The organism is Caproiciproducens sp. CPB-2, assembly GCF_036287215.1.
Taxonomy (GTDB): domain Bacteria; phylum Bacillota; class Clostridia; order Oscillospirales; family Acutalibacteraceae; genus Caproiciproducens.
The window spans coordinates 388,996-412,197 of sequence record NZ_CP142860.1; the positions used below are offsets into that span (position 1 = coordinate 388,996).

General features: G+C 56.2%; 26 protein-coding genes. 7 read left to right on the forward strand and 19 right to left on the reverse strand.

Annotation, left to right across the window (positions count from 1 at the left end; translation table 11 throughout):
• Positions 1–360: 360 nt before the first annotated feature.
• The 7 genes from rlmD (at position 361) to VXK30_RS01890 (ending at position 7,202) form a co-directional block, all read left to right on the forward strand.
• Positions 361–1,728, forward strand: a complete 1,368-nt coding sequence (rlmD, locus tag VXK30_RS01860) for a 23S rRNA (uracil(1939)-C(5))-methyltransferase RlmD (RefSeq protein ID WP_275717433.1) — start codon at positions 361–363, stop codon at positions 1,726–1,728.
• Positions 1,729–2,102: 374 nt separating this feature from the next.
• Complete coding sequence (locus tag VXK30_RS01865; protein WP_128743912.1) at positions 2,103–2,471, forward strand: DUF488 domain-containing protein; 369 nt, start codon at positions 2,103–2,105, stop codon at positions 2,469–2,471.
• 208 nt (positions 2,472–2,679) lie between these two features.
• Entirely contained in the window at positions 2,680–4,578 is a 1,899-nt protein-coding gene (locus tag VXK30_RS01870) for a heavy metal translocating P-type ATPase (RefSeq protein ID WP_275717430.1), read from the forward strand.
• Between the two features lie 66 nt (positions 4,579–4,644).
• Positions 4,645–4,860 carry a heavy-metal-associated domain-containing protein gene (locus VXK30_RS01875; RefSeq protein ID WP_128743914.1) on the forward strand — a complete coding sequence of 72 codons (216 nt, stop codon included), beginning with the start codon at positions 4,645–4,647 and terminating at the stop codon, positions 4,858–4,860.
• Between the two features lie 20 nt (positions 4,861–4,880).
• Positions 4,881–5,201: an iron-sulfur cluster repair di-iron protein, ric gene (locus VXK30_RS01880; RefSeq protein WP_128743915.1), complete on the forward strand. Its 321-nt coding sequence runs from the start codon at positions 4,881–4,883 to the stop codon at positions 5,199–5,201.
• A gap of 74 nt (positions 5,202–5,275) precedes the next feature.
• Positions 5,276–5,935: a Crp/Fnr family transcriptional regulator gene (locus VXK30_RS01885; protein ID WP_205703177.1), complete on the forward strand. Its 660-nt coding sequence runs from the start codon at positions 5,276–5,278 to the stop codon at positions 5,933–5,935.
• A gap of 76 nt (positions 5,936–6,011) precedes the next feature.
• Positions 6,012–7,202: an anaerobic nitric oxide reductase flavorubredoxin gene (locus VXK30_RS01890; protein WP_275717425.1), complete on the forward strand. Its 1,191-nt coding sequence runs from the start codon at positions 6,012–6,014 to the stop codon at positions 7,200–7,202.
• A 72-nt stretch (positions 7,203–7,274) separates the two neighbouring features.
• Here the strand turns inward: VXK30_RS01890 and VXK30_RS01895 are convergent, their stop codons facing one another.
• From VXK30_RS01895 to VXK30_RS01985, 19 genes are all read right to left on the reverse strand, one after another.
• The gene (locus VXK30_RS01895; RefSeq protein ID WP_275717423.1) at positions 7,275–8,843 is read right to left on the reverse strand and encodes a recombinase family protein; all 1,569 of its coding nucleotides are present in this window, start codon (positions 8,841–8,843) and stop codon (positions 7,275–7,277) included.
• On the reverse strand, positions 8,830–9,261 hold the full coding sequence (locus VXK30_RS01900) for a recombinase (protein WP_275717421.1): 432 nt from the start codon (positions 9,259–9,261) through the stop codon (positions 8,830–8,832). Before VXK30_RS01900 ends, VXK30_RS01895 begins: the two co-directional genes overlap by 14 nt.
• A complete protein-coding gene (locus VXK30_RS01905; RefSeq protein WP_275717419.1) occupies positions 9,262–10,833 on the reverse strand; it encodes a recombinase family protein in 1,572 nt (523 codons plus the stop codon).
• A gap of 60 nt (positions 10,834–10,893) precedes the next feature.
• Positions 10,894–11,100 (reverse strand): SHOCT domain-containing protein, encoded by a 207-nt coding sequence (locus tag VXK30_RS01910; protein WP_275717417.1) that lies wholly within the window; start codon positions 11,098–11,100, stop codon positions 10,894–10,896.
• 116 nt (positions 11,101–11,216) lie between these two features.
• A complete protein-coding gene (locus tag VXK30_RS01915; protein ID WP_275717415.1) occupies positions 11,217–12,140 on the reverse strand; it encodes an N-acetylmuramoyl-L-alanine amidase in 924 nt (307 codons plus the stop codon).
• A gap of 1 nt (position 12,141) precedes the next feature.
• Complete coding sequence (locus VXK30_RS01920; protein ID WP_275717413.1) at positions 12,142–12,555, reverse strand: phage holin family protein; 414 nt, start codon at positions 12,553–12,555, stop codon at positions 12,142–12,144.
• Between the two features lie 74 nt (positions 12,556–12,629).
• Positions 12,630–14,333: a hypothetical protein gene (locus VXK30_RS01925; protein ID WP_275717411.1), complete on the reverse strand. Its 1,704-nt coding sequence runs from the start codon at positions 14,331–14,333 to the stop codon at positions 12,630–12,632.
• Between the two features lie 16 nt (positions 14,334–14,349).
• Positions 14,350–14,853, reverse strand: a complete 504-nt coding sequence (locus VXK30_RS01930) for a hypothetical protein (RefSeq protein WP_275717409.1) — start codon at positions 14,851–14,853, stop codon at positions 14,350–14,352.
• Between the two features lie 4 nt (positions 14,854–14,857).
• Positions 14,858–15,898 (reverse strand): siphovirus ReqiPepy6 Gp37-like family protein, encoded by a 1,041-nt coding sequence (locus tag VXK30_RS01935; protein ID WP_275717407.1) that lies wholly within the window; start codon positions 15,896–15,898, stop codon positions 14,858–14,860.
• A gap of 4 nt (positions 15,899–15,902) precedes the next feature.
• A complete protein-coding gene (locus tag VXK30_RS01940) occupies positions 15,903–16,754 on the reverse strand; it encodes a phage tail family protein (RefSeq protein ID WP_275717405.1) in 852 nt (283 codons plus the stop codon).
• Positions 16,755–16,766: 12 nt separating this feature from the next.
• Positions 16,767–19,193, reverse strand: a complete 2,427-nt coding sequence (locus VXK30_RS01945; protein WP_275717403.1) for a phage tail protein — start codon at positions 19,191–19,193, stop codon at positions 16,767–16,769.
• An 80-nt stretch (positions 19,194–19,273) separates the two neighbouring features.
• Positions 19,274–19,891 (reverse strand): GrpB family protein, encoded by a 618-nt coding sequence (locus VXK30_RS01950; RefSeq protein WP_275717401.1) that lies wholly within the window; start codon positions 19,889–19,891, stop codon positions 19,274–19,276.
• Positions 19,892–19,900: 9 nt separating this feature from the next.
• The gene (locus VXK30_RS01955) at positions 19,901–20,791 is read right to left on the reverse strand and encodes a Fic family protein (protein WP_275717399.1); all 891 of its coding nucleotides are present in this window, start codon (positions 20,789–20,791) and stop codon (positions 19,901–19,903) included.
• 112 nt (positions 20,792–20,903) lie between these two features.
• Entirely contained in the window at positions 20,904–21,065 is a 162-nt protein-coding gene (locus tag VXK30_RS01960) for a hypothetical protein (RefSeq protein ID WP_275717397.1), read from the reverse strand.
• A gap of 26 nt (positions 21,066–21,091) precedes the next feature.
• A complete protein-coding gene (locus tag VXK30_RS01965) occupies positions 21,092–21,481 on the reverse strand; it encodes a hypothetical protein (protein ID WP_275717395.1) in 390 nt (129 codons plus the stop codon).
• Between the two features lie 13 nt (positions 21,482–21,494).
• Positions 21,495–22,094 (reverse strand): major tail protein, encoded by a 600-nt coding sequence (locus VXK30_RS01970; RefSeq protein ID WP_275717393.1) that lies wholly within the window; start codon positions 22,092–22,094, stop codon positions 21,495–21,497.
• Positions 22,095–22,097: 3 nt separating this feature from the next.
• Positions 22,098–22,436, reverse strand: a complete 339-nt coding sequence (locus VXK30_RS01975) for a hypothetical protein (RefSeq protein WP_275717391.1) — start codon at positions 22,434–22,436, stop codon at positions 22,098–22,100.
• Positions 22,433–22,867 (reverse strand): HK97-gp10 family putative phage morphogenesis protein, encoded by a 435-nt coding sequence (locus tag VXK30_RS01980; protein ID WP_275717389.1) that lies wholly within the window; start codon positions 22,865–22,867, stop codon positions 22,433–22,435. The genes VXK30_RS01975 and VXK30_RS01980 overlap by 4 nt, the downstream gene beginning before the upstream one ends.
• Positions 22,867–23,202, reverse strand: coding sequence for a head-tail adaptor protein (locus tag VXK30_RS01985; protein ID WP_275717387.1), 336 nt, complete (start codon positions 23,200–23,202; stop codon positions 22,867–22,869). Before VXK30_RS01985 ends, VXK30_RS01980 begins: the two co-directional genes overlap by 1 nt.

The following is a 23,202-nucleotide window of genomic DNA, read 5'->3' on the forward strand; positions in this document are numbered from 1 at the left end:
CCGGATTGCGCGAAAGCGCCTCTTTTTCCGCGCACCAGCATGCGCGCTCCCTTGGTAACGGGCGGAGTTCCCGTCAGCGGCTACTTGTTTCCTTTCGCGCTGCCCTCGTAAGTCCATTCGGCAGGCCCCGCCGTACCGCATCACACCGCCTGCGGCTCTCTTTTCCGGCGCTTTGCCTGTTTACTACTCTTACTCATCGGTTTGCTGTCTTTTGCACTATTATATTCGGGTATCCGCGCCTTGTCAAGCATTGTTTCAAAATTCCGCGGATTTTCGCCGGTATTGTATTTGTGGGGGTATAATGCTAAAATAATAAGACAATAAGGGTGGCGGAATCCATTCGATTTTACGGGGGAGAACATGGAAATTAAAAAGAACGAACTTGTGGATATGGAAATAACCGGCTATACCGCGGAGGGAAACGGCGTCGGCCGCTATCGGGACATCGCGGTGTTTGTGCCGCTCGCGGCGGCGGGGGACAGGCTTCGCGTAAAGATACTGAAAACGGCCAAAACCTATGCGTTTGGCCGTATCGATAAAATCGTGACCGCCTCAAAGGACCGCGTTCCGCTCGACTGTGCCCAGTTTGCGCAGTGCGGGGGCTGCGTGTACCGCCATATCAGCTATCAGGCGGAGCTAAAGGCGAAGCAGCAGCGCGTGCGGGACGCCCTCGAGCGCATCGGCGGCTTTCATGAGCTAAAAATCCGGCCGATTGTCGGCGCGGAAAATCCCGACCGTTACCGCAACAAAACGCAGCTTCCTATCGGGCGCGGCCCGGGGAACGAGGTGCGGATGGGCTTTTTCGCCAGCCACAGCCACCGCATCATCCATTGTTCGGAGTGCCTTTTGCAGCCGGATGAGTTTACCGCCGCCATGGAGGCTTTCCAGGAGTGGGCGCGCCAGAGCGGAGAGGATATCTACGACGAGGAAACCGGCAAGGGAAGGCTGAGGCACCTGTACCTGCGCCGCGCGGGCGCGACCGGCGAAGTGATGGTCTGTGTGGTCGTCAACGGCAACGGGGTGCATTTTGAACCGGAACTGGTGGAAATGCTGAAGAAAAAGGTGCCGGGCTTGAAAAGCGTCATCATCAATGTGAACCGGGAACGCACGAATGTGGTTCTTGGACAGAAATGCCGTACCGTTTGGGGCAGCGATTTTATTACGGATACGCTCTGCGGCCTGAATTTCCATATTTCTCCCATGTCGTTTTATCAGGTCAACCGCGACCAGGCGGAGCGGCTTTATACGCTTGCGGGCGAATATGCCGGCCTGACCGGAAAAGAGACCCTGCTGGACCTTTACTGCGGGACTGGCACCATTGGCCTTTCCATGGCGAAAAACGCCGCGCATGTCATCGGTGTGGAGATCATTGAGCAGGCGGTGGAGGACGCGAAAAAAAACGCGGAGCTGAACGGAATCACCAACGCGGAGTTCCTTTGCGCGGACGCCGCGAAAGCCGCGTCCATGCTGAAAAACCGCGGGACCCGCCCCGACGTGGTGGTCCTCGATCCCCCGCGCAAGGGCTGTGACGCTTCCCTGATCGATACCGTCGCCGCCATGGCGCCGCAGCGCGTCGTCTATGTTTCCTGCGACCCGGCTACCCTTGCGCGCGACCTGAAGCTCTTCGTACAGAAAGGCTACGAGCCCAAGGTCGTTACCCCCGTGGACATGTTCCCGAGGACGGCGCACGTCGAGACGGTCGTATTGATGTCAAGGGTAAAAGACTGAGTGTACGGAAACCCCAGTAAATAAGCCATTTCTGTGGTTTTTGAATTTTCAAACTGTACACTCAGAACGGGTTTTTACCCGTGCATGGGAACCAGTCTATCGGGTCGGATTCCGTTCGCGAGAGAACAGGATTGATAACGAGATTTCACGACAGGACAGGATAGATGTTTTTCGTTTTTGGGGCTTGGTGAGAGAACAGGATTGATGTTTTTTGAGTTTTAGCATGTGCGCGGGAACAGGTCTGGATTTTGATATGATAATAAGCCGATTTAATAATATGTTAACAGACTCTAAATTTGATAAAACATTTCGGTGGCATCTTGCCATTAGTATAGCGGATTTTCAGCAGAAAACAGAGAGAGGAGACCTTTGATATGGCGCTGCAAATAAAACGGGTTTATGATCCTTTTCAAACAAGTGACGGGATACGCTTGCTGGTGGATCGTCTGTGGCCGCGAGGCATATCCAAAGAAAAAGCGCATCTGGATGGCTGGGTAAAAGAACTCGCCCCCAGCCGCGAACTTCGGATGTGGTTTGGGCATAAAGCGGATCGTTTGGAGGAATTCGGCATGCTTTATCGAAAGGAACTGGATGCGGATGCCGGAGCGCAGGCGGCCGCCCGGCAGATCATTCTTCAAAGCAGGGAAAATACGGTTACCCTGTTGTATGGGGCAAAAGACCCGAAAATCAATCATGCGATTGTCCTGAAGGAATATCTGGGATCGAAAGCTTTGTCCGAATGAACCCGAAAGCCCGGCAGACGGAGCGTTTGCTTTCTCAGTTGGTAGTTGGGAAACGCCGCGAAAACATATTCGAGTTCGCGGCATACTTGTATATTGGTTTATCATGGTTTGAAAAAATTAAGAGAATTTCAGATTCTTGACCTACATCAATTTCCTTTCGGCCCCCTTAGACCATAATAGGGTCAAAGAAAGGATTGAGGTGATTAAGATGAAAAAATTTGAGAGAAAGCTTCTCGGCCTGACGAAACGGTACGCCGCGCCGCTTACCTTTGCCGCTGGGGCGCTGACCGTAATAGGATATACTGCTGAAAGGCTTACCGGTTGGAAAGCTCTCATCATTGCAGCGTATCTTGTCGCTACGGTTCTGGCGGGGCTGCCAATCTTGTTCAAAGCGCTGACGGGGTTCCGGATGAAAACGGTAGGCATTGAGCTTCTACTGAGCATAGCGGTAATCGGCGCATTGTACATTGGGGAATACAGCGAGGCGGCAATCGTGACGTTCCTGTTCCAGTTCGGTACCTATCTTGAGCAGCGAACCCTGAACAAGACGAAAAGCGCCATCCGAACGCTTACCGAAATGGCTCCGGCCACAGCTTGGCGGCTTGATTCTTCCGGCGCTGTGGAGATTTCCGCAGATGAAGTGGAAGAAGGCAATCGGCTGCTGGTAAAGACGGGAGGCAAGGTCGCGGTAGACGGTATGGTTGAATCGGGAGAAGGCTATCTTGATGAGGCCAGCATTAACGGGGAATCAACCCCTGCACACAAAGGCCCCGGCGATCAGATTTTTGCAGGCACTATTTTGGATAGCGGGACGCTGGAGATGCGGGCAACCAAGGTCGGAGAGGACACCACGTTCGCCAAGATTATCGCGCTGGTGGAGGAAGCACAGGATGCGAAATCTCCTGCGGAACGGTTTATCGACCGATTTGCAAAATGGTACACGCCTGTGGTAGTCGTTCTGGCTGTCACCGCGTGGCTGATTACCCGGAACCTTGACACCGCGATTACGGTTCTGGTGCTGGCTTGCCCAGGCGCGCTGGTGATTGGCGCCCCGGTGGCCAACGTGGCGGGGATTGGGCGCGGCGCCCGGAACGGGACGCTGCTTAAAGGCGGCGACAGCGTTCACACGTTCGCCAAAACGGACACGATGGTCTTCGATAAGACCGGGACACTGACGGTGGGACATCCCAGTGTGACAGCGCTGTATCCATATACGGACAATATCCCGAAGGCGCTGGAGCTTGCGGCGGCCGTGGAAAGTGCCAGCGATCATCCGCTGGCTGCTGCCATTGTAAACTACGCGAAGGATCGGGGAGCGGAATCTTCGGAGACGATACACAGCGAAGCGGAAAAGGGCCTTGGACTGCGCGCCGAGATCAATGGCAGATCGGTTCTGGCAGGCAGCGCCCGTATGATGGAGGCAAACGGGATTCCCTTGACGGAAAGTCAGCGTCACGATCTGGCGGAAGCGCAGAACCGCGGCGCTACCACTGTTTTGCTGGCTGTAGGCGGGAAAATTCTTCTGCTGTTCGCGATTTCCGACGCGGTAAAACCGGGCGCTGCGCAAATGATCTCTGATTTGTACAAACTCGGCGTCAAGCGTACGGTGATGCTCACTGGAGACAATCGTAAAACCGCCGAGGCGGTAGCGACGAAAATCGGGCTCAGTGAAGCGCGGGCAGAGCTTTTGCCCCAGGATAAGCTGGCCGCGGTAAAGGCTATGCAGCGGGAAGGGCATGTTGTGGCTTTTGTGGGCGACGGCGTGAACGACAGTCCCGCGTTGGCCGCCGCGGATACTGGCATCGCCATGGGCGGTGGCACCGATGTGGCCGTGGAAACCTCTGACGTGGTTCTGATCCGGTCAAATCTGGAAAGTATTCCGATTGCTTTACGACTTGCAAAACGCACCGTTGGATTGACACGCCAGAATATTGTTATCGCGGTCAGTACGGTGTTTCTGCTGCTCGCGGGACTTTTTGCAGGCTATATCCATATGGCCAGCGGCATGTTCGTCCATGAAGCCAGCGTTCTTGTGGTGATCCTCAACGCAATGCGCCTGCTGCGTCCCGCACGAAAAAATAAAATAGAACTGGAAAACTTGACATAGGTCAAGGAAATTACTTGGAATGGTGATAAAATAAAATCACAATCTAACAGAAAGAAGGGAATCATAATGAAAAAAGTGACGATGCAATTAGAACAGCTTGTTTGCCCCACCTGTGCCCAGAAGATTGAAACCGCATTGAAAAATGCATCCGGTGTGGAATCGGTCACGGTTCTGTTCAACTCCAGTAAGGCAAAGGTTCAGTACGATGAAGAAAAGACGGAACCGGAAGCGCTTGCCGCGGTGGTACGCGATCTTGGTTATGATGTGCTGAAACTGTCATAAAGAAAAAAGGAGGGAAAATCATGTCTGTCAAAAGAGGTGCTTTGGAAAACTGCCCGAAATCTGTCCTTGCTGCTTTCAAAGAGCTGGACGCAGTCTTGCCGGTGGTACGGCGTGTACATGGCGGCGCTCATCCCGAGCTTGAAAAGGTCGGTTGGCTTGTCGGCAATCTCCATGCGAGGCTGTCCGAAGGAACCGATCGCAGCGAACTGAACAGGATTCTGGATCAGCTACGTGAGGTAACTGGCGGATATACCGCCCCTTCCGACGCCTGTGAGGGGTTCCAAAAGGAATACCAGCTGCTTTCACAGATTGACGCCGGTATCCGAACGGAAGTAAAGTAATGAAATAAGCAGCCAACGGACGCCGTTCTGCTGGTCGGCTGCTTGATTCTATATTGTTAGGAGGGGGGAGGATCGTGCCAAACCATGTGTGTGCGGAACTGGTGCCTATTTTTAACCATCTGGATCATGAGAGCCTGGTAAAAATCAGCGGTATAACGCGGCACCGGAACTTCCGCCGGGGGGAAACGGTGTTTTCTCCCGACCGGCAGAGCGGACTTATCATTATTTCCCGCGGCCGTGTCAAGGTCTATCAGCTTTCCGGATCGGGGAAAGAGCAGCTTCTGCGCGTGTTGGAGTCTGGTGATTTCTTTGGGGCGGAAAGCCTGTTCGGATCCGAAAATCCGGCCGGCTTCGGCGAAGCGCTGTCGGCGCTGGAAGTCTGTACGATCGGTCGGGAAGATTTCATGAATCTGCTGGCGCAGTATCCGTCGATCAGTATCAAGCTGCTGGAGGAATACAACCGGCGCCTGGTTGCGGCGGACCGCCTTATTACCAGTACGGCAACCGAATCCGTGGCGTCCCGTCTGGCCGGATATCTGCTGGATTTGATGAAGGTAGCCGAATCAAACGAAGTGACACTTCCACTGCCCATGAAGGAGCTGGCCGCATTTTTAGGGACGGCCCCTGAGACATTGTCCCGAAAAATAGGGAAATTCGAGGAAGAAGGCCTTTTGGAGCGCAATGGTAAACGAATTCGCATTTTGCAGCCCGACACGTTAAATGACATCGAATAATCGCGCGTGTCTGTGCATTCGCATAGGCGATTGCAGGTATAAGTCCTATCGTATAAAAATGACGGAGGTAAAAAAGATGGCAAAAAAATTGACGGATAAGGTAAGCTGGGTTGGCAAGGTCGACTGGGAGCTCACCCGGTTCCACGGGGACGAATATTCCACGCACAAGGGCTCCTCATATAATTCCTATCTGGTGCGCGACAAAAAGACCGCCCTGATCGATACGGTGTGGCAGCCTTTTGATAAGGAGTTTGTTGCCCGCCTGAAGCAGGACGTCGACTTGAAAAGCATCGACTATATCGTTATGAACCATAATGAAATCGACCACAGCGGATCCCTTCCGGAGCTGATGCGGGAGATTCCGGACACCCCCATCTACTGCACAGCGAACGGCCAAAAGATCATTCAGGGGCATTATCATCGCCCGGAATGGAACTTTGTCACCGTCAAGACCGGGGATACGCTGGATCTTGGTGACAGCAAGCTGATTTTCGTGGAGGCGCCGATGCTCCACTGGCCGGACACCATGTTCACCTATCTGACAGGCGAGAACATTCTGTTCAGCAACGATGCCTTCGGCCAGCACTATGCAACCGAGTCCCTGTATGACGATACAGTCGATCAGGCGGAGCTTTTTACCGAGGCCCTGAAGTATTACGCCAACATTCTGACCCCGTTCAGCAAATTCGTGACCAGGAAAATCCACGAGGTTCTCGACCTGAAGTTGCCGCTGAATCTTGTCTGCCCCAGCCATGGTGTGATCTGGCGGTCCCACTACGCCCAGATCATCGAGCAGTACCTGAAATGGGCGGATGATTATCAGGAGAATCAGGTTACGCTGGTTTACGATACCATGTGGAATTCCACCCGCAAAATGGCAGAGGCCATCGCGGCAGGCATTCGCGACGCCGATCCTTCCATCGCCGTTAAATTGATGAATTCCGCGAAAGAAGACAAGAACGATATCATCTCCGAGGTGTTCCGGTCCAGGGCCATTCTGGTCGGTTCTCCGACCATCAACAACGGGTACCTGTTTTCAATTGGCGGCATGATGGAGATGATCAAAGGGCTCAAATTTAAAAATAAGCGTGCCGCAGCATTCGGAAGCTACGGCTGGAGCGGAGAAGTCGTAAAACAGCTTACGGAGGAACTGAATAAAGCCGGTTTTCAAATTGTGAACGAGGGGCACCGGGCTTTGTGGATTCCGGATGAAGCGGAGCTCGCTACCTGCAGAGAGTATGGCAAACAGTTTGCGGAAAGTCTCTGAACTCAAAGGCAACAAGCGAAAAGCAGGTTTTTCAGCGAACCGCAAGAGGAAACGTTCGCCCATTTTCCCATCCTATTCCTCCACATCCACCATCACGCCAGACTTGAATTCCACAGTGAATTTGTCCTCGTAGACGGTGACCTTTTCAATCAGCCTCCGGACAAGCGGTTCGTCGTATTGGGTCAGGGCGGCGGGTTGTTCCCGCAGGAAAGCACTCATGTCGGCAATACGCTTCTTAGCCTCATCGCGGTTGGCACTTTCCATCAGGGCCTTCTGCTTCTCGTCCCGCAGACGGTAAATCTCATTGCCGACTTTCTCGTAATCCGAATTGGACACGGCCAGTTTCAAAAGCTCCGCCTGCAGTTCCTTCAAGCGTTTTTCAATGTCGGCGAGCGCCCGGTCGTTCCCGTGGCTGAGAACGGTTTCAATGTTTTTCTGCAAAACGTTGAGAAAATCGTCCTTGTCGCAGAGCGTTCGGTTGATGGCTTTGACCAGCACCTGCTCAAGCCGGCTCTCCGGCACGGTGCGGGCGTCGCAGTACAGGCCGGTGTTCTCCAGCCGGCTGATGCACCGCCAAACGATGGACTTTTTGCCTCGGTTGTACCAGTGAATCCGGCGGTAAAACTCCCCGCAGCCGCCGCAGTAAACGATGTTAGACAGGCAGTGACAGCTGCTGAACACCCGGTTTTTCCCGTTCGGGCTTTTATGAACCAGCCGACGGCGCACCAGCTCCTCCTGCACCTGCATGAAAATCTCATGCGGGATAATGGCTTCGTGGCTGTTTTCCACGTAATATTGCGGGACGATTCCTTGGTTTTTGACGCGCGTTTTTGTGAGGAAATCGGTGGTGTAGGTTTTCTGCAGAAGGGCGTCCCCGATGTATTTTTCGTTTCGCAGAATCTGGCTGATGTTGCTGGTGTGCCAGTGCGCATTGCCCGCGCCGTTTAAAATGCCGTCCGCTTCCAGACCGCGGGCAATTTTGAGCATACTGGCGCCCTCAAGGTATTCCCGGTAGATGCGCCGAACGATTTTTGCCTCCTCCGGAACGACCACCAGATGCTTGTTTTCGTCCTTGGTATAGCCGAGGAAGCGGGTGCAGTTGACTTGGATTTGTCCCTGCTGGTAGCGGTACTGCAGGCCCAGTTTCACGTTCTGAGAAAGGCTTTGACTTTCCTGCTGGGCAAGTGACGCCATAATCGTTAAGAGCACTTCACCCTTGGAATCCATGGTGTTAATGTTTTCTTTTTCAAAATAAACGGGAATATTTTTCTCTTTCAGCTGACGGATGTATTTCAGGCAGTCCAGCGTGTTGCGGGCAAACCGGCTGATGGATTTGGTGACAATCATGTCGATTTTGCCCGCCATGCACTCGTCGATCATGCGGTTGAACTCGTCGCGCTTCTTGGTATTGGTTCCGCTGATTCCGTCGTCCGCGAAAACACCCGCCAGCGTCCAGTCCGGATGACCGTTAATGTAGGCGGTGTAATGGTCAATCTGCGTTTCATAGCTGGTGGCCTGCTCCTCCGTGTCAGTGGAAACCCGGCAGTAGGCGGCGACCCGCAGCTTCGGCTTTTCCTCGCCCGGTTCGGTACGCCTGTGTTTCCTCGCCGGGATGACCGTGATGTTTTTACTGACCTCCATCTGTTCTCACCTCCGTTTTTATCAGACTGTAGGCGTATTCCGCCTGCTCGAACGGGTCGTCAAACTTCTCCGTCCCTTCGCGCATACGAAAAGACGTTGGAAAGACCGCCTTTTTCGGTTCTTTTGGTTTCTGAATACGGCCCAGCTTTTCCGCCCGACTCGCGCGCTCCGCTTCTGCGGCCTCAAAAGTCTCCTCGTCGATAATGGCGGGATAAAATCCGTCGCCCAGGTAGCAGGTGTTTGTAAGCATCCTGCCGATTCCGGCGTGGAAACTTTTAATCCCCGCTTTGCCGGCGGCGATATTCATGGAATCACCGGACAGATAGGCGTCAAACAGCGTTCGCACCCGCCCGGCGGCGTCTTCGTCAATCACGGCACGCCCGTTTTCAACCCGGTAGCCGTAGGGGATGTGGCTCATTCAAATCACCAGCCTTTCTTTCAGCGTTACGCCGCATTTCATTTCGAAGCCGATTCTTTCGCGCTCATACACGTGAATCCGCTCCACAAAACGGGAGAACAGTTTTCCGTCAAACTCCCGCAGCATTTTTGCCTTGGTGCAGTACTGCAGAAGCTCGCTGACATCCGTCAGATATTGACTGTCACAGTTCAAAAGACGGGAAATGGAATCTTTTTGATGCTGAATCCGCTCGGCTTCCCGAAGCAGTTCGTTGTTGCTTTTCTTGTAGACGGCAGGTTCCAGATACCCCTTGCTCAGCAGACTGACCAGCATTTCCTGCTGACGCCGGTTTTCCTCCAGACTTTTTTCGAGCTGTCCGATGCGCGCCATGCCGTCGCCGGCGTTTACCCCGCGCAGACTGAACAGCAGGGGCTTGAGAACGGCCTGATTGGCAAAGATGAGCTTGTTCATCATCGTGACAAAGGCACATTCAAGAGCGGACTGGGGGATGTATTTCACCGGGCATTTGGCGATATCCGCAATGTGCGTACCGCAGCACCACGCGATTTTATGCCGCCCGTACGCGTGGGTACGGCGCTTGAACGTGCCGCCGCAGTGTCCGCACACAATTTTCCCCGAAAACGGGTATCGGTTCAGATACTTTGTCTGCTTCGGTTTTATGCCTTTTTCCCTGCGGTGCTGGGCGATAACGGCCTGTACGGCTTCAAAGTCCTCGCGGCTGACAATCGGTTCGTGATGGCCCCGAAGCAGATATTTCTCTTTTTCTCCGTCGTTGCGGCGGTGGTTGAAATTCGAGTCGGTATAGGTTTTCTGAAAAACAGCGTCGCCGGTATACTTTTCGTTGATCACCATTCCGCGAATGGTCGTCGCTGTCCACTGACCGCCCGTCTTTCCCTTTCGTCCGCGGCGGTTTAATTCTTTGGCTATTTGGGGCGTTCCCTTTCCGGTCAGCATTTCCGAAAAGATAAAGCGAACGACTTTTGCCTGCCGTTCGTTAATGACGAGCATTCCGTCAACGGAATCGTATCCATAGGGCGGGCAGGTGATTTTATACGTGCCGTTTTGGAACCGGCTCTGAATCGACCATTTGTTGTTCTGAGAGATGGAAGCCGATTCCTCCGCGGCAAGTCCGCTCAGGATGGACAGCATGAATTCGCTTTCCATGGTGCCGGTATCCAAATTTTCCTTCTCAAAACAGATAAAAATGCCGCGCTTCTGCAGCTTGCGCACCAGTTCCAGACAGTCGGCAGTGTTTCTCGTAAACCGGCTGATGGACTTGGTGACGATATAATCAATCCGCCCGTCCTCGCAGTCGGCAATCATCCGGAGCAGTTCCGGACGCTTTTCTTTTTTCGTACCCGTGATGCCTTCGTCGGAATACACGCCGGCAAATTCCCACGCGGGATTGGCCTTGATGTAGGATTCATAATGCCGAATCTGCGTTTCCAGGCTTTCCTTCTGCTCGTCGCTGTCGGTGGAAACCCGGCAGTAGGCCGCGACACGCAGTTTCGGCTTTTCATTTTCCCCAATCGGGATGACAGCACGGGAATCTATTTTCGTGACCTTCTTCACATTTTCACCCCCTCGGTCAGTGTGTCATGTTACCTCCGACGGACTGTGATAGCAACGGATTCAGGGCATAATCTCCGCCAGCGCGGGAGAGAAAGATTCGCGGTTTAAGGCGGTGATTTGGTCGAATTCGGACAATGAAATCAGCTCTCGGCCGCGCATGGATTCGAGTATTTTCTGCGCCCGCGCGTAGTCCGCTTCCCGCTGAAGCGCCTCCTGCGTCATGCGCGGCGTAGTTGGAACTGTTCCGTCTGTCTGCAGTCTGTCCATGACATTACCTCCAAAGCAGCTTTCTTCACTACCCACTGGAGGTGAAGGCGCCGCTTTGACGAAAACAGGCAAAAAAATAAACCCACCGAGGAACGAATCCTCAGTGGGTTTTACACTTATTTCGGCAATTTCAGCTTCTGCCCGGCACAGATGGTATCCGAGCTCAGCCCGTTCAGCGTCTTAATTTCCTTGTACCTCGTGCCGCTGCCGAGCTTCTTGGCGGCGATGCCCCAGAGGGTATCTCCCTTGACCACGGTGTAGATCTCATAGGTTGCCGTGGTTGAAGCGCTCTTGCCAGCAAGAATCTCGTTGACTCTTGCCTGCACGGCGGCATAGTCATACCCGGCGGCGGTCAGGCGATTTTTTCGATCCGCGCCGTTGCCCCAGTCCCCGCGGATGACCTCCCGCGCTGGCTCGTCCACCGATTTGGCTGTGGATGAAGAAGATGTTCCCGAGCCGCCGTTTTCCAGCAGACGCTTGACCTCTGCGCGGAAAGTGTCCATAGACTTCCCGTGCTTGGGGAACCAGTGCATCACATCGCCGTGGTTGCTGGCGATGCCCAACTCATGCCCCTCGCTGTGGCAGATGAGGTACGGCCGCTCCGGGCGGATGCCGTACTGTTTGCAAAGGTAAGCGCACAGCTCGGCTGCCTCCTTGTAAACCGCATTGAAATACGCGGCATCGGAGAGATTGTCCTCGCAAATCTCGAAACTGATGTGCGTGTCGTTGCCGGAGCCTTGGGAGCCGCTCCCGCAGTGCCAGCCGCGCATGTTCCACGGCAGCGTCTGGTACGTTGCAATCATCCCGTTCGCCAGCTTACCAATAAAAGCATGAACGCAGACCTGCCGTCCGCCCGGTTTGTCGGTGTTCCAGTGGTTGTTGTACTGGTTCTTGCCGAGCAGGCCGTCGTCCGGGCCTACATAGCGCTTGAGATTGGGGTTGTCCGCCCCGGTGGAATGCACCATAATGCCCCGGGGCGTGATGGTTCTGCCCGCCTTGTAGCAGGCGTTGTTGGTCAGAAGCAGTTTGTGCAGGTTCATATTATTTGTCCTCCTCGTTGCCGCGGTCGTGGAGCTGTTCCAGAACCGCCTTCAGTTTTTCGGGGATGGGAAGTCCCAGATGCCCCGCGTTTTCCAGAATGGACACACCCTCGTTGGACAGATAGAAAAAGATGACCGCCGTGCGCACCGCGCCGCCGTCGCCCAGCACCTGGCTGTCGATGATATTTCCCACGCCCACCAGCGCAAAGATCAGCACCTTACGGGAGATGCCCCTGAAGCCGATTTCGCTGGAGAGCTGTTTGTCGGCAACCGCGCAAAGCACGCCCGTCAGATAGTCGAGGACGACAAACGCCACCAGCGCGTAGAGAAAGCCGTCCCACCCGCCGAGGAACCAGCCGAGCGCGCCGCCGACTGCGGCCAACGCGGCCTGAATCCAGACCCAGATTTCCTTCATCATAAAACCTCCGTTTCATTGTTTGGTATGTATGAAAAAAGCGCTCCCGCACAAAGCGGAAACGCTTGAATTTGTTACAGCGACAGAATCAGTTCGGAAAGCTGTTTCATCACCGCCGCACGGGGCCTGCCGGTGCCGAGCTCATCCCAGTCCGGTTCCGGTACGGCAAAGCCGGAGCCGGTGCTGTATTGATTGATGACCGCAATCACCGGCTCCACGGCGGTGCGGATTTCCAGAATGTGAAGCGGCCAGTTTTTCACTTCCGTTCTGCCCGCCGTGATCTCCTCGCTCCATGAAACCGGCGCAAGGCCGTAATACACGCGGACGGTGTTGGCGGCGGTGCGGAGCGCCGTGATATGGCTTGCTTTCAACTTGGTCTCATTGGCCGTGATTTCCTCAAACGGAGACGCCAGCACCGTAAACGAACGGGAAATCTCGGCGCTGGGCGCTTCAAAGTCGGGATTGACACATCGCACCGTAAGCGTTTTTGCTCCCGCCGTCTGCGTTTCAGCCTTGAACATCACCGCCGCACTGCCGCCGACCGCGCCGCTGGGAGAGAACAGAGACGGATTGTTCACACCGTCCTGCCAGCTGCCCGTGCCGATTTTCACCTGCGCCACCTGTTCGTCCGGCTGTGCGCCGGTAGTCAGCAGTACGCGGGGATTCGGGTTGTAGGTGGAAGCGCCGTTTTTCGGTGCCGCAATCGCCGGTTCGTCGCAGGCGGCCGCCACACACAGGATGGCGTTTGACACCTGCTCGGCGGAATAGACATCCAGCGTGTCGATGGTCCACAGGCCGTATTTCGTGTAGGTGCCGGGCGTCGTGGAAGCCGCTGCCGTGCGGGTCCCGGAGGACGCGGAGAGATCAAAGTTTTCCAGCACGTTCCATGAAGTCCAGGTCGAACCGTCGGTCGAGGTTTTGCTTGCCAGCATGTAGCCCTTGATGGGGCTGGTGCCGCCCGACGCGCCGCTCCATGAAATCATCACGGAACCTGTGCTGTAAACGGAAGGCGAAGCGGCCAAGCTCGCCGCGGGCTGGGGCGGGGTATTCTTCCTTACGGAATTCGAGGACACCTTCCAGCCCGAATAATAGCCGGAGCCGGCGGAGCCCTGCGTGCGCACCCGGAACCGGCGGTAACTGCCCCGCGCGGCGGGCGGAGCAACGGATAAAGTTCCAGATCCGGAAGAGGAAGAAACCGTGCTCAGCGCCGTCCAGTTTCCCCAGTCAGCGTTGTTGGAAGAATCGCTGTACTGGATTTCGAAGCCCGTGACGGCGTTGTTCGTTCCTCCCGATGCGCCGCTCCACGAGAGCGCGGCACTGCCTTCCGCCACCGTCGGGAAAACGGAACAGGCGGACGGTGCGCCGCAGGCGGTGGTTAACAGTGCGGAACTGGTTACGGTATAGCCGGAATTGTCGATCACGCCGGAATTCAAGGTAAGCCGCCCGTCCGACACCACACGGAAGCGCACGCCCTGCACCGCGTTTCCGCTTGTCGAGGTGCAGGTCACCGTCACAGAACGGTAGCGGGGCGCGGTGCCGTCCCAGTTGTCGTTGTCAGGGGCCTTGATGCGCACCTGCCCGGACGAGCCGTTGACGGTAATCGTGCAGAGCAGGGCATAGCCGCTGTGAATGTAGGAACCGGAGGAGTCCAGCGCCGCCGCAATCGTAAAATGGTAGATCATCTGGCTGTTGTTCGGCCGGCTTTTCGTATAGGTGATGGTGTAGTGAACCGTGGGGCCGCTGCCTGCGTTCAGGGTTACGCCGTTGATATCCGCCACTGTAAATCACCCGCCTTCATTCATACACCGCCGTAATCAGCGAATTGACCGTGCCGCACAAGGATGTGTCCAGCCGCCGGTCGGTAATGTCCCCGTCGGCAAGGCTGACCGCGCCCGCCGCAACGGCAATATCCGCCAGCACCAACTCGTAGATGTTGTCGCTTCGGGTGATGTCCGGTGCGGTGGGAGAAGCCACTGCCGTTCCCGTCAGCACCGCCGCGGAAATCTTGCGCTCCACCGCGTCCCAGCGGACAACGATTCGGTCGACGCGGGGATTTACACCGTCCGCCGCCGCAAGCGTCAGGTTCAGTTCCCCTGTATTTTCATAGGCATAACCATTAATCCACGCACTGCCGGCGAGGACGTTCACCGACAGCCCGTCACCCGGCGTCACGCGCAGATTGTCGGCGTTTGTGTAGAAGATGCCGTTTGACACCAGCTTTGCAAAATATCCCGCGAAGTCGGCGGCGTCGTACATCCGGTCGCCGCTTGTGCTGTTGAAAAATCCGCTTTTTTCCATCGTATCACCCTTCCAATTTCAGTTTCTGTGCCAGCGTGAGCACGCCCTTGCCAAACGTGATGTCCAGACTCTGCCCGGCGGCGTCATAGCTTTCCTCAATCTCCGTAATGCGGGTGGTAAGCGTCACGCCCCATTTCTTTGAAATCACCTTCACGGTCTGCCCGAGGTCGAAATCCGTGCCGTAGGTCAGATTGCCGTGAGGGTTGACCGAAGCGTCGAAGGACTGCGCCATCGCAAGCTCGCTCAGCCTGCTCTGCCCCTGAAAGAGCAGGGCGGCGGTGTATTCGTCCCCGAAATCCTCGGAGCGCAGAGCTTTGGCGTCCACAAACACCTCCCGGCGTTCGGCGCCTTCGCTCTCCCCGTACACGGCAAAGATGCGCTCCACACCTTCGCCCTCGCCGCCGATCAGCGCCACGTTGGCATAGTCCGAGGCGCTTTTGGTGAACGTCTGGGAAGTGAGGTTCTCATACTCCCACGAGAACACCGCCTGCGATGCTGCACCCTTGTACAGCTGAATCGTAAACATGCGGGATTCTGGACTGAACACCGCCTTGATGCCCGCATCCGCCGCTTCGCACAGGCCCGTCGCCGCGTCCATGAGATTTTTGTAGGAAATCTGCGTGCTGACCGGGTCCGAAAGCCCGCCGCCGTCGTAGGCGATGAAGTCCATCCGCCGGTCGGTATTGCCCGGGCTGATGAGGTGGTTGTTCACCAGCTGCCTCACGCAGTCGGCAAGCGTGCCGTTTAGAATTTCCGTGTCCCATACGATGCGCCGGGCAAGGTAGGAAACGGCGAACCGCCCGCTGACGGTGATAATCTCTTTTTCGTCCTGCGAGATTTCCGCATACTCAATCACGCCGACTTCCTCGCCGCCGCTTTTCCAAAGGATGTTCCCCAGTGTCAGCAGAGCGAGGTTTTCCGCCGTGGCGACTGCCTTGAGCGCAAAGCTCCCGCATTGGGAATACCGTCTTGTCCAGCGCAGATATTCAAAAGACTCCACCACGCCGGCAGGGCGGCGGTCTGCGTCAAAAACATACAGTTCCATAAAATCACACCCCTAAATACTGCGGGCGGTAGTACAGGCTGACCTCCAGCAGTTCTTTGCCCGCCGCCGCATCATAGCGGAGGGTGGTTTTCCCCGGCGGAAGCTGCAGGAAGGTCGAGCCGGTGTCCAGCAGGCTGAACACGCTGACTTCTTCGCCGCTTTGTACATGCACCACCCGCTTTCCCGCGAAATGGGTGTAAACGCGGATTTCCTCGCCGGCGGTCATGACGGTGTTCAGGCGGACATATTCGCCGGTGGCGACGTCCATCAATTCGGGATTTGTTACTTCACCCAGCGCGCGGAACACGATCCGGCAGCCACAGGACACATCCCCGGGATTTTCCACCGTGATAATCTGGCTGGGCTGGCGGGAGCCGAATTCGATGCCGCCGTCGGGAATTTCCAGCACAAAATGAAAGAGCGGCGTCCAGCGGGCCAGCTCCGCGCGGACTTCCGAAAGCGCCTCAAAGAAGGGCGAGGGGCACAGCAGGCTGACAAAAAAGCCCGGCGCGCGCTCCCTGCACGAGGCAGTGAACCCGGCTTCCTCCACCACGCAGGCAATCTGCCGGTTCCGGTAGGTCAGCGTGCCCTGCTGTTTGGGCGTGAAAATCCGCAGAAACTGCTTTCTTCGTTCATACGCCGCATCGGGCGAGGACGCCACAATCGTTCCTTCCAGCGTGATGTTGCGCATATCCAGAGCGGAGGAAATGAAAAAAGCGCCGTCCTGCTGGGGCGCTTGAAAGGTATTGACGGTCTGGCGGACGCTCCCCGCGCCGTCGAGCTTCGTCAGGAAGAACGGCTTTGCCTGCCGCAGCGTCAGTTTCTCTCCCGATTCGTTGGTATAGGTCAGTTCCATGCCGTCCCTCCTTTAGTACTCCAGTGCCAGCTTGCGCGAGAGGTTCTTGAATTCCCGGGCAAGCTCCTTTTCGGACAATGCCTTAGGGCTGACCACCGAGATGTTCTGCGTGATGCTTGTGCCCGCGGAGATGCTCCGTCCGGACGCGCCGGCGTTTACGGAAAAGCTGGTGGGGATGGCGTTCCGCATTTCACGAGAGACGGAAGCCATCGCGTCCTCGAACCCCACGCCGATGCCTTCGCCCATGTTTCGGCCAAGACCGGCGAACAACGCCGAGGGCGAATGAATGCCGAAGAAGTCCTTGATGCGGTCCACGATGCCGCCGAAAAAGCCGCTGATTTTGTTCCACAGCCACGCGCCGGCGTCCGAAATGCCCTGCCACAAGCCCTTGATGAGATTTCCGCCCACCTGCGCCATCTGCCCGATGTACCCGGTGAACGCCCGGACAAGGCCCGCCACAATCTGCGGCACCGCCTTGACGACTTCCACAATAATGGAGGGCAGATTGGCAATCAGCGACACCAGCAGCCTGACGCCGGCCGTGATGATTTTCCCGGTGTTGCCGGCGAAGGCGTTTGACAGCGCGGCGACAATCTGCGGGATAGCGGACACAACGGTCGTGATGATGAGCGGCAGATTCTGGATCAGCGCGATGAGCAGTTTCACGCCCGCTTCCACAATGAGGGGAATGGAAATGATCAGCGCGTTTACAAGGCCGTCCACAATCTGGGGAATTGCCGCCGTCACCGCTTCGATGATCTGCGGCAAAGCGGCCACCAGCGAGGTCAGAAGCTGAATGCCGGCTTCGACGATCTGCGGAATCGAGCCAATGAGGAAATTCACCAGCGCGGTAATAATGGCGGGCAATGCCGCCACCAGCTGCGGGATGGCGTCGAGCAGTCCCTGCGTCAGACCGAGAATGAGCTGCAGCGCCGCTTCGAGCAGCATCGGCAGGTTGTCAATCAGTCCCTGCACAATGGTGGTCACGGCGTTTACCGCCACGGGAATCAGTTGTGGGAGCGCATTTCCGATGCCCTCCACCAGCGCCGTCACCAGCTGCACCGCCGCGTCGATGAGGAGCGGCAGGCTGTCGATGAGAGCGGAAACAATGGTCATGACCGCGTCCACCGCCGCCGGAATTAACTGTGGCAGAAGCGTCAGAAGCGTGTCGAGCACCTGCGTGAACAGGCTGACCACCGTGGACAGCAGCGTGGGGAGCAGTTCTCCCACCGCCTGCAGAATTCCGTCCAGAGCGGCGGGCAGGGCGGCGACGATGTTCTCAATCACCGGCGTGATGTTTTTGACCACATTCTGAAACGCTTCCACCACGTTGCCGATCAGCAGCTGAATATCCGCGTCCGCGTCGCCCAGCCCCGCCGTCAGGTTGCCGACGGCAGACTGCATCCCGGCGATGGAGCCGCTGATGGTCTCCGTCGCTTCCTTGGCGGTGGTGCCCGTGATGCCCATTTCCGTCTGAATGACGTGGATGGCCGCGTACACATCATTCAGATTGCTGATGTCGTATTTCTGCCCGGACAGCTTTTCGGCGTCGGAAAGAAGCCGCTCCATCTCGGTTTTCGTGCCGCCGTAGCCGAGCTTCAGGTTGTCGAGCATGGTGTAGTTCTGTTTGGCAAAGCCCTGATAGGCGTCCTGGATGGCGGAAATGTCCGTGCCCATTTTGTTGGCGTTGTCGGACATATCGGTAATCGCCGTATCCGCGGCCTTGGCTGCTTTGGCGGTGTCGCCGCCGAGGGACTGGATAAGACTGGCCGAAAAGCTCGTGACCGTCTCCATGTACTCGTTGGCGGACATGCCCGCAGTTTGGAAGGCGTTGGCGGCATAGCTCTGGACGGCCGCGCTGGAATCCTTGAACAGCGTGTCCACGCCGCCCACCAGCTGCTCGTAATCGGCATAAGCGGCGACCACTTCCTTGCCGAGCTTGACGGCAGCGGCACCGGCGGCGACTACGACCGCGCCCATCGCCACACCGACACCCTTTAAAACGCCGTCCAGCTTTTCAAACTTGGAACCGGACTTTTCCGCTTCGTCGCCGCTTTCCTTCAGTTCATTTCCCAAATTGTCCGCGCCCTCGGTGGACTGCGAAAGCTCGCGCTCCATGCCGTTAAGCTCCGCCTGTGCTTTGTTGAGCTGAATCTGCCAGTTCTGGGTGCGGCGGTCGTTTTCGCCGAAGGAATCGGAGGCATTTTTCAAGGCGGCGCGCAGGGTTTCGATTTTCGCCTTCTGGGCGTCGATCTGCTTATTGAGGACTTCGTTCCGGGCGGCGGCCGCCTGCACGGATTTGTCCTGCTTGTTAAACTGGCTGGTGACCAGCGTCATTTCAGAGCCGAGCACTTTGAAGGACTGATTGATGTCCGAGAGCGCCTTTTTGAATTCCTTTTCGCCCTCCACACCGATTTTCAGGCCGAAATTATCCGCCATCTGCCGCTCACCTCCTCACAAAGGACATGAAAAAGGAGCAGCCCGAAGGTTGCTCCTGAAAAGATATTTTAACGTGCTGATTATTTCTCAGCCGCGGCCCGTTCCATAATTTCGCTGACCACGGCGGTTTTCGCATCGGCATAGTTTTGCACGTTATCCCACACCTGCCGGGCCAGTTCACGCTTGACTTGCGCATATTTCTCGCGGTCGGCTTCATTCGTGCGAAGCCAGTCCCGAAAACGAAGCATGCGCTCCGCTTCGGATGTTCCCTCACTGAATACATGAAGATTGATATCCGTATCGGGGCCTTTGAACACACGGTGTTCAAACCAGTCGGGTTCCCGTATACGGAGCACATACCCAGCCGCTTCCAGTGCAGGGGCATAGGATGCCTCATCAGACGAATCTGCCACCGTCAAAAGAATGTCGATAATCGGCTTGGCGCACAGCCCCGGCACCGAGGTTGAACCGACGTGCTCCAGCCGCAGGACGCGGCTGCCGATCAGAGAGCGGATTCTGTCCGCTTCCCGATCAAACAGTTTTGGCCAGAGAGGGTCAAACTCCACAAGCGTGATGGTGGAATGAAGCGGCTTTAAATCACCGATTGTCACTTTTTTCAGATATTCCTCGCGTGAAGCACTCTCTGCCTGCCTCATTTTTTCGCAGCTTTTCGGTTCATTACGGGATAACTGCGCCATCTTTTCCTCCTAATATTTGATTCTGAAATAATCCAGATACTTCTTAAACTGATCCTGCGCCGCAAGGCAGGTGTCGGTCAGATAGCCCTTTTCCCGGTCCCACTCATGCAGCCCGCGATAGTAAAACATCTTCATGTCGTCGCCGACGATAAAGGGCACGATGTTGTTCCGCAGGCACTCCTTGAACAGAATCAGCCGCCCCACACGGCCGTTGCCGTCCTGAAACGGATGAATGCTCTCAAATCGCACATGAAAATCGAGAAGCTCCTCAAAGGTCTTTTCCTTTCCCGCGTTGTAGTCGGTCAGCAGCTTCTTCATGGCCGAGTTGACCTGTTCGGGCGGCGTGGTCTCCCTGCCGCCGACCTCGTTGGGCATCCGCTTGTAATCGCCCACGGCGAACCAGTCCAGCCGCGAATCGCTGGTGCCGTTTTTCAGCGTGAGGTGCAGTTCCTTGATGAATTTTTCCGTCAGCGCGTATTTTGCCTGTGTGATGATCAGGTCTATGCACTTGAAATGATTTGCCGTCTCGACGATATCGTCCACGTTCATCGCTTCGCCGGCCGGGCCGATGGTGTTGGTCTCAAAAATGTAGCGCGTCTGGTCATGGGTCAGGCGGCTGCCCTCGATATGGTTGGAGTTGTAGGTCAGCTCGATCTGCACCTTGTGATAAATCCCGCCGGAGGTTTTCGCCGCCTGCTCCGCCCGCAGAATATCCAAAAGCGTTTTCGGCGCGTCGGAATGCTTGTTGACACGCCCCGGTTTTTCTGCGTTTTCGGGGATGTTCCATGTCTTGCCCGTCAGAAACGCACCGGGAATTTTGTTCTGGGCGCAGTAATTGCGGACCGTCCGCTCGGACATCTTCCATTTCTTCGCCGTTTGTGCCACCGACAGATAATTCATACCGCGCCCCCTTTGTATTTCTGTCTCTATGATAGCATATTATCGGCAAAAAATCAATAAAGTGTGCACGACATAATCCGGATATTTGCCGATACCGGCAATTTTCTGACGTTTAAATCCCCGGCGGGATGATATCGTCAATGGAAAAGGTTTGCTTTGGCTTTTCCATGCCGAGGAACTGCTTGTGACAGGTCCATAAATCCAGAAACAGTCCGATGGGCATCAGCCAGAAGTCCTCTGCACCCATGCCCATCTGCACCGTTCCGTAATACAAAAGCCGGGTAAACAGCTCTTCCGTGTTTACCCGACTTCCACGTTTTTTGAGGAGGTTTCCTCCTCACTTTCCACATTCCGCGCCGTACCCTTGAACATCGCCTCAGTGATGGCGTTCTTGTACGCCGCCAGATCCAGCGGCGAGGTCAGCAGCTCCACGTCCTCCTCGGTGAGCAGTTCCTGCGGTGCGTCCTTGTTTTTCAGGTTGTGGATCAGGATGGACTGATTTGCCAGCAGGGTAAGCAGCCAGACAATCTCATCCAGCGCCATCTCGAAGTTCTCGGACTTCATCAGCTTTTCGCCGAGGTTCTCCAGCCCGCCGTAGCGCCGGGCGATTTCCTTGGTGGCGCGGGTGGTGAGAATCAATTCATATTGCTTACCGCCGATTGTAATCACGGCGGTTCGTTCGTTTTCCATGCGTCAGCCCTCCTTATTCACCGGCCGGTGCTTCGGTGTAGGTCGGCTCGTACACCTGCCCGAACCAGCCGGTGATGGTTTCGGACGTAACGCCCGCGGCACCCTCGGAAACCTCCGCCTTCCACGGATGCGTTCCCTTGGTGTCCGGCTTGCTGCGGCGCATGACCGTGCCCTCAATGCTCGGCGTGGAAAAGGTGATGGAGTCGCCCTTTGTCTGCAGGTTAGTCGCAGGGATGCCGAAAATAACGCGGTAGAGCCAGAAGTACCGGTACTTGCCATTTGCCCGCAGAGCGCGGAAGCCGATCGCCGCCGGCGGGGCGATGTTTTCGCCGGCGGAAATGAGCACGCCGTTGTCGTCCGCCGCCGCGCCTGTGAGATCCTGCGCGGCAGTGATGCCAATATCGTCCACGCCCAGCGTCAGCTTGCCGGACTTGAAGTCCTTCACGACCTCCGATGCGCCGTCGTCCGCGTAAAGCGTCGCTTCGGCAAGCTCTACGGACAATTCCGCCGAGATGGCCTTCGCGAGGATGACGGGCGTATCATAGGTTTCCTCTCCATCCTCGGCTTCGGTGATTTTTGCGTAATAGAGCTTATCCAGCCCGATGGTCGCCATAAATTATTCCTCCGTTTCATAAGACTGCGCCACATCAATGGCGTAGTGGTGATAGCCGGTGTCGTCCTCATGCCCGATATAGGTGCGTCCGGTGACGGTGAAGCCGGCGTTCAAAAGCGCCTGCGTAATCTGCCGTTTGCGCTGCAGGTAATTGCCCTTGGAAAAGAGCGAAATGCGCACTTCGGACACATCCGTCAGCGGTGCGTTGTCGCCAAACAGGGCGAAATCGTCCGTCAGCGGCGTCAGCACCAGATATTCGTCGGGCGGCACGCTGGAAAAAACGCCCGTCTCCACCGGGAGAATGGGCGTGAGAAGCGTATTGAGTTCTGAAAGCACGCTCATATTTTCCGTACCTCCTCATCCAGCTTTGATTTCATCGTTTCGACGCAGGTTTTGCGGCTCTGGGTTTTCGCCGGCTTGAGAAAGGGCTTGGGCGGCTGTCCGTGTTTGCCGTATTCGAGAATATTGGCGATTTTCGCGTTACTGCCGCCGCCCGAGCGCGGCTCGGCAAAGCCGACCTTGATATCCCAGCCCGAGCCGTCCCGCTTGGGTTTGGCGGGCGAAAGCCCCAGCGCGCTTTCCAGTTCGCCGGTGGAGCGGCTCGGAATTTTTGTGCCTTTCCCGACGACGGCGGAGAGGTTGGATTTTACCCGCTCCAGTACGACCTGCCCGCCGGCTTCGAGAACCTTCGGCAGAATTTCATCTGTCTTTTCATTCAGCCGGGAAACCTTCAGGAGAAAGTCCTCCGGCATTTTCATTTCTGCTTTTGCCATCAATTCACGCTCCCTTCCACCAGCTCGCACAGGCATTCCACATACATTCCGCGCCCGCGCACGTCCTCCGCGCTGGTGATGCGGTAGCGCTTCTCCTCGCAGATGATGAAGAGAGACGGACTGACCTCGACGCCGGGGATTTTACGGAAGCGGAACAGCACGGACGCTTCGGAAAAGACCGCCCTGTTTGCCCAGCGCTCCGAGCCGTTGCGCTCCTCTTTGTAGGCGCGAACCGAGGCGAGAACCGTGTCGCCCTGCGTAACAAAGCCGTCCGCATCCTTGACCGGCGCGTTGGAGATGATGTCAATGAAGCTGTTCATTTTTCCAAAACTCAT

Excerpts from the sequence above, each read along its gene's own strand:
- rlmD (WP_275717433.1), top strand. The coding sequence starts at position 361 with ATGGAAATTAAAAAGAACGAACTTGTGGATATGGAAATAACCGGCTAT.
- VXK30_RS01865 (WP_128743912.1), top strand. The coding sequence starts at position 2,103 with ATGGCGCTGCAAATAAAACGGGTTTATGATCCTTTTCAAACAAGTGAC.
- VXK30_RS01870 (WP_275717430.1), top strand. The coding sequence starts at position 2,680 with ATGAAAAAATTTGAGAGAAAGCTTCTCGGCCTGACGAAACGGTACGCC.
- VXK30_RS01875 (WP_128743914.1), top strand. The coding sequence starts at position 4,645 with ATGAAAAAAGTGACGATGCAATTAGAACAGCTTGTTTGCCCCACCTGT.
- VXK30_RS01880 (WP_128743915.1), top strand. The coding sequence starts at position 4,881 with ATGTCTGTCAAAAGAGGTGCTTTGGAAAACTGCCCGAAATCTGTCCTT.
- VXK30_RS01890 (WP_275717425.1), top strand. The coding sequence starts at position 6,012 with ATGGCAAAAAAATTGACGGATAAGGTAAGCTGGGTTGGCAAGGTCGAC.
- VXK30_RS01895 (WP_275717423.1), bottom strand. The coding sequence starts at position 8,843 with ATGGAGGTCAGTAAAAACATCACGGTCATCCCGGCGAGGAAACACAGG.
- VXK30_RS01900 (WP_275717421.1), bottom strand. The coding sequence starts at position 9,261 with ATGAGCCACATCCCCTACGGCTACCGGGTTGAAAACGGGCGTGCCGTG.
- VXK30_RS01910 (WP_275717417.1), bottom strand. The coding sequence starts at position 11,100 with ATGGACAGACTGCAGACAGACGGAACAGTTCCAACTACGCCGCGCATG.
- VXK30_RS01915 (WP_275717415.1), bottom strand. The coding sequence starts at position 12,140 with ATGAACCTGCACAAACTGCTTCTGACCAACAACGCCTGCTACAAGGCG.
- VXK30_RS01920 (WP_275717413.1), bottom strand. The coding sequence starts at position 12,555 with ATGAAGGAAATCTGGGTCTGGATTCAGGCCGCGTTGGCCGCAGTCGGC.
- VXK30_RS01930 (WP_275717409.1), bottom strand. The coding sequence starts at position 14,853 with ATGGAAAAAAGCGGATTTTTCAACAGCACAAGCGGCGACCGGATGTAC.
- VXK30_RS01935 (WP_275717407.1), bottom strand. The coding sequence starts at position 15,898 with ATGGAACTGTATGTTTTTGACGCAGACCGCCGCCCTGCCGGCGTGGTG.
- VXK30_RS01940 (WP_275717405.1), bottom strand. The coding sequence starts at position 16,754 with ATGGAACTGACCTATACCAACGAATCGGGAGAGAAACTGACGCTGCGG.
- VXK30_RS01945 (WP_275717403.1), bottom strand. The coding sequence starts at position 19,193 with ATGGCGGATAATTTCGGCCTGAAAATCGGTGTGGAGGGCGAAAAGGAA.
- VXK30_RS01950 (WP_275717401.1), bottom strand. The coding sequence starts at position 19,891 with ATGGCGCAGTTATCCCGTAATGAACCGAAAAGCTGCGAAAAAATGAGG.
- VXK30_RS01955 (WP_275717399.1), bottom strand. The coding sequence starts at position 20,791 with ATGAATTATCTGTCGGTGGCACAAACGGCGAAGAAATGGAAGATGTCC.
- VXK30_RS01965 (WP_275717395.1), bottom strand. The coding sequence starts at position 21,481 with ATGGAAAACGAACGAACCGCCGTGATTACAATCGGCGGTAAGCAATAT.
- VXK30_RS01970 (WP_275717393.1), bottom strand. The coding sequence starts at position 22,094 with ATGGCGACCATCGGGCTGGATAAGCTCTATTACGCAAAAATCACCGAA.
- VXK30_RS01975 (WP_275717391.1), bottom strand. The coding sequence starts at position 22,436 with ATGAGCGTGCTTTCAGAACTCAATACGCTTCTCACGCCCATTCTCCCG.
- VXK30_RS01980 (WP_275717389.1), bottom strand. The coding sequence starts at position 22,867 with ATGGCAAAAGCAGAAATGAAAATGCCGGAGGACTTTCTCCTGAAGGTT.
- VXK30_RS01985 (WP_275717387.1), bottom strand. The coding sequence starts at position 23,202 with ATGAGTTTTGGAAAAATGAACAGCTTCATTGACATCATCTCCAACGCG.